This window comes from Providencia sp. SP181 (assembly GCF_050446505.1).
Lineage (GTDB): Bacteria > Pseudomonadota > Gammaproteobacteria > Enterobacterales > Enterobacteriaceae > Providencia > Providencia vermicola.
Map to the genome: position 1 here is coordinate 203140 of NZ_JBBPXM010000007.1, position 13459 is coordinate 216598.

Here is a 13459-nt window from a genome sequence, read left to right on the forward strand (position 1 = left end):
GTTAAAATAAGTAGTAAAAAGGCGCCATTTAGGCGCCTTTTTTTATGGGGTAAGTTGTGGGTAAACTCCGGGCCCGATAGGTAAGCCTGCAAAGTACCAGCCTACTAGCAATAACATCCAAACAATAAAGAATACAATTGGATACGGCAATATTAAGGTATAGTAGGTCCCTAGCTGCGCATTTTTATAGTAGCGTTGTAAAAAGCCTAAAAAGAGCGGAAGGAACGGTGACATCGGCGCAAGGGGTAACACAGCGGAGTCAGCGATACGAAACACAATCTGTGCGAAAGCAGGGTGAAAGCCAAGTAACACAAACATCGGCACAAATATCGGTGCCAGTATTGACCAAATAGCAGAACCACTGGCGATAAACATACACAGAAACGCAGATAAAAACATTAACCCAATAAACGCGGGCACACCCGTCATCCCTAAGTTTTCTAGCAAGTCAGTTAAACCAATCGCCATGAATTTCCCCATATTGCTCCAGTTAAAGAATGCAACGAACTGAGAAAGTGGGAAAACCATCACAATGAAACCTGCCATGCTTTTCATTGGGTCAACTAATAAGTCTGGGATATCATTCGGCTTTTTGATTTGTTTGGTTGATACACCATAGGTAATGGAAACGACGAAAAAGAAAATAATAATGACAGGAACGATACCCTTGATAAACGGCGAAGGGATCACTGTATCAGTTACTGGATCACGCAGTGGTGCGCCTTCTGGGGCAACCATGAGCGCAACTAAACCGATAAAGATTAGTGCAGACAAGCCACTCATCAATAAACCACGGTTTTGAATTGGCGTTAACTCTTCGAGTCGGTCATGTGACGTGCCTTCCCACACGGGGAGACGGGGTTCAATAAATTTGTCTGTCAGTAGTGCACCTGCGATGGTTAACACAATCACCGATGTGGCCATAAAGTACCAGTTATCGATAACGCTGACATGTAGATTTGGGTCAATCATCATTGCTGCTTCTGTACTGATTCCCGATAACAATACATCGGTGGTGACAATCAATAAGTTTGCGGTAAAACCCGAAGCGACCCCAGCAATTGCAGCTAATAGGCCAGCGACAGGATGGCGACCTACCGCGATAAAGATCAAGGCACCTAGTGGTGGCATGACAACTAACGCCGCATCTGAAGAAATATGGCTGAAAAAGGCGATAAACAGTACCATATAACTGGCATAGCGCTTATTAATACCCGATGCCATTTTGTACATTAAAGCTTGAAGTAAGCCTACTTTCTCAGCTAAACCCGCCCCAATGACTAACGCGAGAATGGCGCCTAGGGGGGCAAAGCTGCTAAAATTCTTAACGATATTAGGTAAAATCCACTGTAACCCTTCCACGCTTAATAAATTTTTAACGCTGACCATCTCATCATTGGCGGGGTTTTTAACAGATAAATCAAACCAAGATAATACAGCCGTCGCAATCATCAGCACGGCAATTAAATAAACGAACAAAATGAATGGGTTTGGGATTTTGTTTCCCACTCGTTCTATCCAGCGAAAAATTGCCCCGGGGCTTTTGTGCACAGTTGTTGAGTCGCTCATAGGGTTTCCTTGTGTCTATCTTCATTGTTATTGTTATGACTTATGGGCGGGTAAACCCCGCCTGTATTAAGGAACTACTTATTTTAATTTTGAAGGCTTAATATCTTTGGGAATAGGGCACTGATAAGGGGTAACTTGCCTTTTCTGCGTAAATTCAGCTTTTGCTTGTGCTAATAAATCGGGCTTCAAGAACAACTCAATGGCGCTAGAGGCCATGATTTTCCCTGCGAGCAGCATCCCTTTATGGGCAATAGAGGTGCGCCCTTGTGCTACTAATTGCCAAGTATGCAGTGCGGTACCAAAGGCAAAGCATGGGCTAAAACATTGAACGGTAGGGGCAACCCAGCTGACATCACCAACATCGGTTGAGCCGTACATCAACTCTTTGGACTCAACGTAAGGCAGTACTTCATTCGTGAGTACTTTATTGCCCTGCCTTTCACACCAACGTTCGCCTTCTTCTCCTCCACTGCGGGCAGCATTTAGCTTGGCATTGCGTAAATCATCTTTTGTCAATGTATTGTGAATTTGCTCAGCGAATTGACGTTCTTTATCGGTATATTCAGGGATGCCAAATTCAGTAATGTGGTTAAACATGGCGTGTTCTAGCGTCCGATTAGGCACATAGTTTGAGCATGCTTTATCAAAACGGACTTCTAGTTGCGTCCCTGTCATCAGGGCAGCTCCTTGTGCAATATTAATCACACGCTGGTAAATATCTTGTGCTTCATCAAGTTGCGGGGCGCGGACAAGGTAGAGGGCTTCTGCATCAGGTTGCACGACATTTGGGGATGCGCCCCCCGTGTTGGTGACGGCATAGTGTATCCGAGCGTCTTGAATAATGTGCTCGCGTAAAAATTGCACGCCAACATTCATCAAGGTGACGGCATCAAGTGCACTTCTGCCTAGGTGTGGGGAGTTTGCTGCGTGAGAAGCAATACCTTTAAAGCGAAAAGCCGTTTGAATGTTAGCAAGGGATTGCACATTAAAGACACCACTAAATGATTCTGGGTGCCATGTAATGGCAGCATCAATATCATCGAATAAGCCCTCTCTGACCATGAATGTTTTACCTGATCCGCCTTCTTCCCCAGGGCAGCCATAAAACCGCACAGTACCAGGTAAATTATTGTCATGCAGCCAGGCTTTGACAGCAAAAGCGGCAGATAACGCGGCGGTGCCTAGTAAGTTATGCCCACACCCGTGACCATTACCATTTTCCACTAAGGGATTTGGCTCGCTGCAAGCAGAATGTTGGCTTAACCCTGCGAGAGCGTCATATTCGCCCAATAATGCAATGACAGGTGACCCCTCACCATAGCTGGCGATAAACGCCGTTTCAATATCACCAACCCCTCTTTCAACGTGGAAGCCTTCTTGCTCTAATGCGTCAGCCAGTAAATTAGCAGAATAGGTTTCTTCAAAGCGGGTTTCAGGGTGATCCCAAATATTGTCGCTTAGCGCGGTAAACTGGGCGCGATGATTTTCAATATAATCACCAATAAATGATGTGAATTGTTTATCCATTTTTCGCTCCGAATTCAGGGAGGTGCAGGGCAATTGTCGACAGCGTTTTTACTGCTGTTATCATCACATTTTCATCAAAATCAAAGCGCTCATTGTGGTGACCTGCACTGAGATCTGTACCAAAAATCATGTAAGTGGCTTGGCCTCCACGCTCTTTTACGCGTTCCATAAAATAGGTTGCATCCTCCGAACCTGCGGCTTGATAGCGGTTTTTAACGATAGAGGTTAATTCAGGAAGCTGTTTTTTTGTTAAATCGCAAATAAAATCAACCCACTGATTGCTTGGGTGGCTACTTTGTGCGGCTCCCATCAGTTTGATATCAAAGGCGACATCTTGCATTTTGGCGGCGCCTTCAATAATGTGCATTGCTTTTTCGTAGACAAACTTGTTGATTTCATTGGTTTCCCCGCGCGTTTCAACTTTGAGCAGTGCGGTATCGGGAATGACATTGCGGCCAATACCTGCTTGCAATACACCAACATTAATGCGTGAGCTTCCTTCACTGTGACGCGGGATACCATATAGGCCTAGGGTTGCATGGGCTGCGGCAATTAATGCATTTTTGCCATCTTCAGGTTTTGCACCTGAATGTGCCGCAACACCTTGATAGGTCACATCAAACTTTGTAGTAGCTAAAAAGTTTTTACTGCCGCAGACGACTTCGCCTTTTGGCACACCTGTACCGATATGGATAGCCACAAAGAAATCGACATCATCAACCACACCTGCTTCCATCATGGATTTGGCACCTCGGGTGCCTTCTTCCGCAGGTTGAAAGATAACCTTGATGCGACCAGACAGCTTCGCTTCATATTGCTTGAGAATACGAGCAAGCCCAAGGCCGATGGCGGTGTGCCCATCGTGGCCGCACGCGTGCATCATGTGCGGATTACAGGAAGCAAAACCTTCATTATGTGGACGGTGTTGGCACGAATGTTCTTCATTTAAATCAAGGGCATCCATATCGACACGAAAAGCAAGTGTTGGGCCTGGACGGCCAGTATCGAGTGTGGCAACGATACCAGTGAACCCCCCTGAAAAGTGAGGTAGCCATTGAGTTAAAGCGCCTTGTTCAATCGCTCTTTTTTCTTGTTCTGCCAATTTTTCTTCGGTAGGAAGGCCCATTCGAGCATCCGCTTTAACGACTTCTTTGCCCAGTTGCAGTTGGTAACCAAGTTGATGCAATTCTTCGGTAACAAGCGTTGCTGTACGAAATTCAAACCAACCTGATTCTGCATACTGATGAAAATCACGCCGCCATGCTTGTAATTGTTGTGCCATCTGCTGGATGGTGCTATCTAAGTCAGTATTCATTTTGTATCTCTTTTAGTTATCACAAGAAAAATCAGTACAGGGATATTGAAATAGGGATGTGTATGGGTTTTAAAATTAAAATTCGTTTAATTTTAAAAAGTAGTATATTAATTTGCTTTGGTTATTTTAATTTATAAAAAATTATTTAACTTGCTAAATGTTAATTTTTTGTTTCTCTATTTTCTGACTGTACACAATCAAATTAGAGTAAAAAAGATACAATTATCTTTAGATATATAACTAAAAGTTATCGGGGTATTGATATGGCACCACCCATAAAATTAAATCAGCTCAGGGCGTTCGTCGAAATTAGCCGGCATGGCAGTATTCGAGCCGCCAGCCGTTTTCTACAGCTTTCTCAGCCTGCATTGACGAAATCTATTCGTGAATTAGAGAGTAGCTTGGGGGCTAAATTGTTTATTCGCAGTAACCAAGGGATTTATTTAACGGAATGTGGGGAGGGTTTTTTACGCCGTGCAAGTTTAATTCTTGAAGAATTACGGGTCGGGCAAGAAGAGATTTCACAACGTATTGGATTGATTGGTGGAACGGTGAACATTGGTGTTGCAGGTAGTATTGCTCGTTCATTAATGCCAAAAGTCGTCACTCAATTTCACCGCGATTATCCCAATATCAAATTGCGCATTATGGAAGGGCAATTATTAACCATGCTAACTCAATTGAGGCAAGGGGAACTGGACTTCACGATTAACACTTATTACCCAGGAAGCTTGGATGCGGAGTTTACTTTTGAGCGGTTGATGCAAAAAGAATACAAAGTGATTATGCGTAAAGATCACCCCTTACGGCATGCGAAATCGCTTACTGAGTTAGTGGACTGCGATTGGACGATGCCAACCCCAAAGGGCACATATTACAAGCAACTCGCCGATGTGTTCTCCATGATGGAGCGCCCCATGGATTTCAGTGTGACCTGTGAAACCTTAATTGGTTGTTTAAGTTTAGTCGCGCAAAGTGATTTTTTAACCATTGTGTCGATAGACACGATAGATGAGCCTCTCTTTGAACAACGGTATATCGCATTGGATTTAATCGAAAAACTACCTTATGCCACGTTTGCTCTCGTGCAGCGCCGGGACGCAACATTAACGCCAGCAGGGGAACATTTAGCTCGGTTATTCCGTATTTATTGTCGTAGTAAAGAGCCAGCGTAAAAGTGATTAATAGCCCTGTTATTGTATCTGCAGTAAAAAGGGTTAGGTCGGCAGCAATTTTCTGGTTTAGTGCTCAACCGATGAATTGACAAAATAACGTGAATTATCACCAATTAGGGCTGTTCAGTTGGACGAATAATGATTAAAGTAAATTTAGTGAATAACAAAGAGGAAAATTTATGCTGTATATCTTCGATATGGGTAATGTGATTATTGATATCGACTTTAATCGTGTGTTTGATAAATGGTCTGAACTGAGCGGCACACCAAGTGAAGAAATCAAATCACGGTTTACTTTTGGCAATATCTTTCAATTACATGAGTGTGGAAAAATTTCAGATATAGAGTTTGCAGAGCTACTTTGTGAAGAAATGGGGATCACTCTGAGCTTTGAAGACTTTGCTGAAGGCTGGCACGCTATTTTTATTTCGTTAAGACCAGAAGTGATTGACATTATGGAGCGCCTGCGTGAACAAGGGCACCGTGTTGTCGTCTTATCGAATACTAACCGTCTACATTTGGACTACTGGCCAGAACACTACCCAGAGATTGCAGCTTCCTCCGATTTTCTCTATTTATCCCAAGATTTAGGTATGCGTAAGCCTGATCCTGAAATCTTCAAATACGTTCTGCAATCCGAAGAATTTGAAGCAGCAGATGCCGTTTTCTTCGATGATGTAGAGGAAAATGTTAAAGCCGCGCAAGCTCTTGGTATCCATAGTATTCATGTTGTGGATAAAGATACCGTTCCTGAATATTTCCGTACTTACGATTTTAGTGCTGAAGTTGAATAATATTTGATATTGAAGATGGAGCAACGGCTAACGTTGCTCCATCTTTTTGTGCAGAGTAATCATGATTGCATTAATCCAGAGAGTCACTCATGCGAGTGTGGTTGTTGATGAACAAACGGTTGGGCAAATAAACTCAGGTTTGTTGGTTCTGCTTGGCGTTGAAAAAGACGATGACGAGCAAAAAGCAAAACGCTTATGTGAAAAGGTGCTGGGCTACCGTATTTTTAGTGATGAACAAGGGAAAATGAACCTGAATGTTCAGCAAGCGGGAGGCAGCTTATTGGTTGTCTCACAATTTACGTTAGCGGCAGACACCAAAAAAGGCATGAGACCTAGTTTTTCTGGGGGGGCAGAGCCTGAAAAAGCCGATAAACTGTACCAGTATTTTGTGGAACAAAGCCGTCAGCATGGCGTCACGACTGAAACTGGGCAATTTGCTGCTGATATGCAAGTGAGCTTAACTAATGACGGCCCTGTGACCTTTTGGCTGCAAGTGTGATTCCATTTTTAAAGGGGGAAACGATGTACCATTTACGTACACCGAAAGATGAAATTGAATTTGCAACTTACTACCACTTTCGTTGGGAAATGTTGCGAAAACCCTTCAATCAACCCCTCGGTTCTGAAAAAGACGGTTATGATTTAACGGCTCACCATCAAATGGTGGTGGATGATAAAAACCGTATTTTGGCGATTGGCCGTCTATATATTAATGCCGATAACGAAGGTGCAATTCGCTTCCTCGCTGTTAATCCCGTCATGCAAGGTAAAGGGCTGGGGAAGTTGATTATTATGGCTCTGGAGTCAGTTGCACGGCAAGAAGGTGTAAAACGTATTGTTTCCAGTGTGCGTGAAGAAGCCGTTCCTTTCTTTAATAAGATGGGGTTTGAAAATAGGGGGCAAGTTGCAGGGCAGCTTAAAACACCTGTGCGTCATTATTTAATGATCAAGCCAATTGAAACCCTAGACCAAATCTTACATCGTCCTGATTGGTGTGGTGAATTACAGCAAGCATGGCATAAATACATTCCGTTAAGTGAAAAAATGGGTGTTCGCATCGAACAATATACAGGGACCCGTTTTATTACGACAATGCCAGAAGCGGGCAACCAAAACCCCCATGAAACTATTTTTGCAGGTAGCCAATTTTCACTCGCGACATTAACCGGTTGGGGGCTTATTTGGCTGCTAATGCAAGAGCATCAACTTGGTGGTGATATTGTGTTAGTGGATGCCAACATCCGCTACGGCAAGCCAGTGAGTGGCAGGCCAACGGCAATTGCGGATTTAGCGAATATGAGTGGTGACCTTGACCGCTTAGCGCGAGGCAGCAAAGCGCGAGTTAAACTGAAAGTGGAAGTAAGTAACCCAAATAACCAAGTTGGTGCAGTTTTTAGTGGTGTGTACATGGTGTTACCCGTTGATAAAACACAGTAAAATAGATTATTGGGCGTAAATGATAAAGGGGGCATACAAGCTCGGAGAAAGCGTAATTGCTCCCAGTTATACCGCACATTGCCCTATTTTTGAGTACGACTCGTTCCATTAGAGATGTTTTGGCATGGTTTTAATGGAACGAGAAAATGGACTCACATTTTTTTTAAATTTATCTTCAAACTTATTGCATCTATTTCTCTCTCTCAATATAATTGAGTGATTAGTCAGTCATTGAAGTTAATGAGAGACGCAATATTTTATTTGGAGATACTCTATGGCTCGTCCCTTGAGCTCACAAAAATACACTGCATTGATTAATGCAACAATAAGTACTCTTGCTGAAAATGGTTTATCAGCAACGACGGCAAATATTGCAAAACGTGCAAAAGTAGCCGTAGGCACTCTTTTTACCTATTTTCCAACCAAAGAACAATTATTTAATGATGTTTATTTGCTACTCAAAAGCGATATGGCTGAACGCCTAGTCACTGGTTACCCTAAAAATGCTGATGTGCATACACAAATAAAGCATGTGTGGTCAGGGTATACTGAGTGGGCATTAAAAAATCCTAATGGAAAACGAGTGCTTAGATTGCTTTCTGTCTCTGAGCTACTGACGCCTGAAACCCTTGCTAAAACACCTGAGCCTCTTGTTTTAATCGACCAAATGTTTACTCAAGCGATTAAAGATAATCTTTTAGTTTCTGATGAAAAAGATTTTATTTATAACATTTTTCAGAATATATCAGATGCAACAAGTGAACAAATTGAAAAGCAACCAGAACGTAAAGATGCATTATTACAACTTGGTTTTGAAATAATGTGGAAAGCGATTTCAGCATAAGCATTATATTTAATATTTATTAATGAATAGCAATTTAATTGGCAATGAATCATTGCCAATTCTTTTGCTCGCCCTTTTTTTGTCTTAAATTAGGAATAGGATCATGAAAATCAAAACATCGTTTGGCTTCCATAGCCTCGCAGACGAAGTGATTAACGGTATAGATTTAACGGGTAAGAATGCCATTATAATGGGGGCGGCTTCAGGTATTGGGTTTGAAACAGCTCGCTCTCTTGCAAATAATGGCGCCAGTGTAACTCTGGCGGTCAGAAATATTGAGGCTGGCCAACAAGCCGCATTAGAAATAATAAAATCGACAGGCAATCAGCAGGTTGATGTTGCTTACCTTGATCTAACGAATAAAAGCTCAATTCGTGAATTTACCTCAACATGGTCAAAACCGCTGCATATACTTATTAATAATGCAGGTGTTATGGCAATGCCAGAAACACGAACAAATGAAGGATGGGAAGCCCAATTTGCGACTAATTATATAGGGCATTTTTTACTCACAAATGGGTTATATGAGGCTCTAAAAAAAGCAAATGGCTCGAGAGTCGTGGTTGTTAGTTCGTCGGCTCATCATTTTAGTCCCATTGTGTTTGATGATATTCATTATCATATCCGACCTTATGACCCTTGGAGTGCTTATGGGCAATCTAAAACGGCGCTTATTTTATTTGCGGTAGAGGCTACGCGCCGTTGGGAAAAAGATAAAATATGGACTAATGCGGTTATGCCAGGGGCGATTAAATCTAATTTACAACGCTACTCAGGTGAATTACCTGTGCCTGAGCACCTTTGGAAAACACCACAACAAGGTGCAGCAACATCAATATTTGTCGCGACTTCACCTATTATTGAGAATATTGGTGGCCGTTATTTTGCTGACTGTAATGAAGCGGAAATGATAACCCACACTTGTGGCGATAGAATGAAGGAGTTTTCCGTTGTAGCGGGTTGGGCATTAGATAAAAATAATGCAATACGTTTATGGGAAATGACAGAAGAGTTATTATCTTTACCGATTCGATAAAATTAATACTCATTCAATTTATATAACCCTTATCTGAAAATTATGTATATTGTATTTAAACAGTAATAGGTTATCGTTTTTTAATATCAGATATATAAATTTAGTAACTGATAATTAAATGATATGGTGATTAATTACTTTACCCTAGGCCAATAAAATTAGCATACATAATGTTAATGCATATTACTATGCTAATTTTAACTATTTTATAAATACAGTTTAATTTAACCATATGATATTGAAGAAAAAGATAATGCTCATATTCTTTTTAGGTTTATTCATTTTGCTTGTTATTGGGTGTGCTGTTTTTTCGCGTACATTCCCCCAATACCTAACGAGCGCTAACTATAGTCAGGAAAAAAAAGCATTTGTTAATCCTCAACTATTACGCAGTGTGACTTTGAGTGATGGTGCAACAGGGTTATTTAAAATGTTAGGGGGTGAAAGCCAATATAAGCCTAAAATAAAATTCCCAATGCAAAAACCAGATTGGTCATTATTTCTAAAGGATGATGGGATTAATCGGTTTATTTGGTTCGGTCATTCCACATTATTAATGCGAGTTAATCAACAAACTATCGCAGTTGACCCTGTTCTTGGGCCATCGGTTTCTCCGTTGGTTATTAATATGCGCCGTTTTCAAGAACCCGCGGCTTCCATTGATGAATGGCCACAAACCGATATTGTTTTAATCTCCCATAACCATTATGACCATTTTGAAGAAGAGACATTACGGCAACTTGGGCAACAAAATGCACGATTTATTGTTCCTCTGGGTTTAAGTGAATATCTCAAACCGCTCGGAATTGATGCAAAAAATATTGAAGAGCTGGATTGGTGGCAAACGGCTGTGGTTGGTGAAAACCGCTACACTTTAGTCCCTGCGTTGCACAATTCTGGACGTAGCTTGACTGACAGTAATAAAAGCTTTTGGGGAGGATATGTTATTCAGGATATGAATGAAACACTGTATTACAGTGGGGATACTGCTTATGGCCCTCATTTCGCTGAAATTGCTAAAAAATTTCCTAATATCGATATTGCATTTATTGAAAATGGGCAATATGACAAACGTTGGCCAGACGACCATATGTTTCCAAGTTTAACCGCGCAAGCTGCGTTCGATATCAACCCACAACGCATTGTTCCTGTGCACTGGGGCGCCTATGCGATGGCATTTCATCCATGGAATGAATCGGTGCGTGAGAGTATCCCGATGATGCGAGATAAAGGCCTTACACCACTCACACCATATCAGGGCCAAGTTTTTGATATTAATACACAAACATCGGAGTGGTATTTGGATGATGAATAAATAATATTATATGAATAGCAAATAACACATTTAGCTAGCCTATTGGATAGCTAAATGTGTGTGTATTACAAAAACGTCCTTTGCTGAGGTATTAACAGGTTTTTACACTGTATCCATTCATATTTAGCTTATGCGTAGAATTTAGCAAACATAATAGTAATTAGTTGAAATATATAACCTGTAGCCGTAATAACTATCTGCTCTAATCTATTCAAATTTAATACTTCTTTTATTTCCTCCAAATCCATTACCCTACTAGCAAGTTATCATCAACAATATAAATAAAACTTAAAATTAATTTAACGTCACATAACACGTTTAATAATAAATCTTAATTATTGCGTGGAAGTGGTCGTTTTGAATAAAAATTTTATTGAGAGCTTAACCTGTGAATATTCAATCACCATTAGGGAAATACGCCGCAGCAGCGTTAGATAACGATGCTGCTAATGAAATCGTTGTTGAGTTTCGTGATGTCACAAAAACCTACTCATCAAAGTTGAAAAATGAGCAAAAACTGGCTGTAAACCACATTAACTTACAAGTCTATCGCGGCGAAGTTGTTTGCTTGATGGGGACATCCGGCAGTGGAAAATCAACATTGTTACGTCACGTTAACCGGTTAATTGATTCAAGTAGTGGTCACGTTTTTATTGAAGGTCAAGATATCAGTCAACTAAACCCGAAATTATTGCGTGAATTACGTGCAAAGCGTATTGGCATGGTTTTTCAACATTTTGGGTTGTTGCCTCACCGAACGGTTATTGAAAACGTCGCTTTTCCGCTTGAATTGGACGGAGTGCCCGAAGTTGCCCGCTTCGCTGCTGCTAGGGAGCAACTGAAAGCCGTAGGATTAGAAGGATGGGATAACCATTATCCACATGAGCTCTCTGGTGGCATGCAACAGCGAGTGGGTTTTGCTCGCGCATTAATCACTCAACCGGATATTTTATTAATGGATGAGCCGTTTAGTGCTCTCGACCCGACTATCCGCCGTAGCTTACAGTATCATTTTCTAAAATTAGTTCGTGAACGTGGGATCACTACCTTATTTGTCACCCACGATCCTAGTGAAGCGCTACGCCTCGCAGACAGAATAGCCGTAATGCGTCATGGTCAACTCGTGCAAGTTGCAAGCCCAAATGAACTTCTTGCTACCCCTGCTGATGCAGAAATTTCCGAGTTTTTTCAAGACTATTCATCTTCTCCTGTTCGTATTGCTGCTTTAGTCACCAGCACAGATCCTGCAGTAACGGATATTCCTTCACCGGGCGCCCACGATGCCCTTGCACGTTGGAAAACATTACTGTTAGGCCCCGCTGCACTAGCTGAATATGGTAAAGGTGGGTTGTTTTGGCTAACAATGGCGATTGAATTAGCGGCAATTAGCCTAATAGTACAAGGCTTATTATCGGACATTGATTTATGGTTATCAGGCTTACTTTTAGTCATTGCGAGCCGTTTTTTCACCTTATCTGTGATTCGGCGTTCTCGACAAAACCCGCATTCAGGTTGGAAGTTGCCATTATCAGTTTTGCTTTTTAGCCAAATATTTGTTATTTGGCGAGCGTTGACTTCTGAAATTGAAACGCTTTTTTTTACCTTTCCTGTTGATCGACTGCTTTTTTCTGAAACAGCTCAACAGATTGATAATATTATTGATTGGTCACAAAATACATTTGAAAGTGCTTTTGTTGGCATTATCGTATTAGTCCGAACCGTTATTGAAAGTATTGAAGCGATATTTGGCTGGCTACCTTGGCCTGTTAGTGCAGTGGCATTGATTTTCTTATCGTGGCGTGCTGCGGGTTTTGGTCTGAGCTTATTAAGCACCTTATCCATTATTTATATTGGCTTATTTGGTTTTTGGGAAAGAACGATTTCGACCCTCGCACTCGTCGGTTCCTCGGTCATTATTGTTTTAATTCTGGGTATTCCACTTGGCATTTTAGTCGCTAAAAAATCCCTAGCTCGCAAAATATTGACGCCGATACTCGATATAATGCAAACCTTACCAACCTTTGTGTATTTAATCCCCGCCGTGGCCTTTTTTTCTATCGGGAAAACACCTGCAGTAATTGCCACCGTTGTTTTTTCTCTTGCGCCAATGATCCGTTTGACGGCTTTAGGGTTACAAGAAGTTTCAAAAGAATCTGTCGAGGCTGCAATTGCCCATGGTGCAAACCCTTGGCAAGTTTTAACCAAAGTCCAACTGCCCTTAGCCAGACATTCGCTCCTGTTAGGTATTAACCAAACCATCGTGATGAGTCTTTCTATGGTTGTTGTTGCTGCCCTTATCGGTGCAGGCGGCTTGGGTTATGACGTTATGGCTGCATTACGTAACATTAAAGGAGGGGAAGGTGTTCTTGCTGGGATAGCTATCGTACTTTGTGCGCTCATTCCTGACCGTATCATTCAATCAAAACTACACAAGCAACAATAATAAC

At 41.6% G+C, this 13459-nt stretch carries 11 protein-coding genes; 8 read left to right on the forward strand and 3 right to left on the reverse strand.

Features of this window, described 5'->3' with window-relative positions; genetic code table 11:
- Positions 1-42: 42 nt before the first annotated feature.
- The 3 genes from abgT to AABS66_RS13895 form a co-directional block, all read right to left on the reverse strand.
- Positions 43-1569, reverse strand: a complete 1527-nt coding sequence (gene abgT, locus AABS66_RS13885; protein WP_206084917.1) for a p-aminobenzoyl-glutamate transporter — start codon at positions 1567-1569, stop codon at positions 43-45.
- A gap of 78 nt (positions 1570-1647) precedes the next feature.
- On the reverse strand, positions 1648-3096 hold the full coding sequence (locus AABS66_RS13890) for a M20 family metallopeptidase (protein WP_206084915.1): 1449 nt from the start codon (positions 3094-3096) through the stop codon (positions 1648-1650).
- Positions 3089-4411, reverse strand: coding sequence for a M20 family metallo-hydrolase (locus AABS66_RS13895; protein WP_206084913.1), 1323 nt, complete (start codon positions 4409-4411; stop codon positions 3089-3091). Before AABS66_RS13895 ends, AABS66_RS13890 begins: the two co-directional genes overlap by 8 nt.
- Before the next feature lie 263 nt (positions 4412-4674).
- Here AABS66_RS13895 and AABS66_RS13900 point away from each other — a divergent pair, with 263 nt between their 5' ends.
- The 8 genes from AABS66_RS13900 to AABS66_RS13935 all read left to right on the forward strand — a co-directional run bounded on the left by AABS66_RS13900 (position 4675) and on the right by AABS66_RS13935 (position 13455).
- Positions 4675-5586: a LysR family transcriptional regulator gene (locus AABS66_RS13900; RefSeq protein ID WP_206084911.1), complete on the forward strand. Its 912-nt coding sequence runs from the start codon at positions 4675-4677 to the stop codon at positions 5584-5586.
- A 179-nt stretch (positions 5587-5765) separates the two neighbouring features.
- On the forward strand, positions 5766-6380 hold the full coding sequence (gene yihX, locus AABS66_RS13905) for a glucose-1-phosphatase (RefSeq protein ID WP_206084909.1): 615 nt from the start codon (positions 5766-5768) through the stop codon (positions 6378-6380).
- Positions 6381-6441: 61 nt separating this feature from the next.
- Positions 6442-6879, forward strand: coding sequence for a D-aminoacyl-tRNA deacylase (gene dtd, locus AABS66_RS13910; RefSeq protein ID WP_206084907.1), 438 nt, complete (start codon positions 6442-6444; stop codon positions 6877-6879).
- A gap of 23 nt (positions 6880-6902) precedes the next feature.
- On the forward strand, positions 6903-7817 hold the full coding sequence (gene fabY / locus AABS66_RS13915; RefSeq protein ID WP_206084905.1) for a bifunctional GNAT family N-acetyltransferase/hotdog fold thioesterase: 915 nt from the start codon (positions 6903-6905) through the stop codon (positions 7815-7817).
- Positions 7818-8091: 274 nt separating this feature from the next.
- A complete protein-coding gene (locus AABS66_RS13920) occupies positions 8092-8661 on the forward strand; it encodes a TetR/AcrR family transcriptional regulator (RefSeq protein WP_206084903.1) in 570 nt (189 codons plus the stop codon).
- A gap of 103 nt (positions 8662-8764) precedes the next feature.
- Positions 8765-9697 (forward strand): SDR family NAD(P)-dependent oxidoreductase, encoded by a 933-nt coding sequence (locus AABS66_RS13925; RefSeq protein ID WP_430225050.1) that lies wholly within the window; start codon positions 8765-8767, stop codon positions 9695-9697.
- Between the two features lie 253 nt (positions 9698-9950).
- Positions 9951-11012: an MBL fold metallo-hydrolase gene (locus tag AABS66_RS13930; RefSeq protein ID WP_430225051.1), complete on the forward strand. Its 1062-nt coding sequence runs from the start codon at positions 9951-9953 to the stop codon at positions 11010-11012.
- Between the two features lie 388 nt (positions 11013-11400).
- Positions 11401-13455, forward strand: a complete 2055-nt coding sequence (locus AABS66_RS13935) for an ATP-binding cassette domain-containing protein (protein WP_430225052.1) — start codon at positions 11401-11403, stop codon at positions 13453-13455.
- The last annotated feature ends 4 nt before the right edge of the window (positions 13456-13459 follow it).

Bases quoted from the DNA above. Each gene is read 5' to 3' on its own strand.
- AABS66_RS13925 (WP_430225050.1), top strand. From the start codon at position 8,765: ATGAAAATCAAAACATCGTTTGGCTTCCATAGCCTCGCAGACGAAGTG.
- abgT (WP_206084917.1), bottom strand. From the start codon at position 1,569: ATGAGCGACTCAACAACTGTGCACAAAAGCCCCGGGGCAATTTTTCGC.
- AABS66_RS13890 (WP_206084915.1), bottom strand. From the start codon at position 3,096: ATGGATAAACAATTCACATCATTTATTGGTGATTATATTGAAAATCAT.
- AABS66_RS13920 (WP_206084903.1), top strand. From the start codon at position 8,092: ATGGCTCGTCCCTTGAGCTCACAAAAATACACTGCATTGATTAATGCA.
- AABS66_RS13930 (WP_430225051.1), top strand. From the start codon at position 9,951: ATGCTCATATTCTTTTTAGGTTTATTCATTTTGCTTGTTATTGGGTGT.
- yihX (WP_206084909.1), top strand. From the start codon at position 5,766: ATGCTGTATATCTTCGATATGGGTAATGTGATTATTGATATCGACTTT.
- AABS66_RS13900 (WP_206084911.1), top strand. From the start codon at position 4,675: ATGGCACCACCCATAAAATTAAATCAGCTCAGGGCGTTCGTCGAAATT.
- fabY (WP_206084905.1), top strand. From the start codon at position 6,903: ATGTACCATTTACGTACACCGAAAGATGAAATTGAATTTGCAACTTAC.
- AABS66_RS13895 (WP_206084913.1), bottom strand. From the start codon at position 4,411: ATGAATACTGACTTAGATAGCACCATCCAGCAGATGGCACAACAATTA.
- dtd (WP_206084907.1), top strand. From the start codon at position 6,442: ATGATTGCATTAATCCAGAGAGTCACTCATGCGAGTGTGGTTGTTGAT.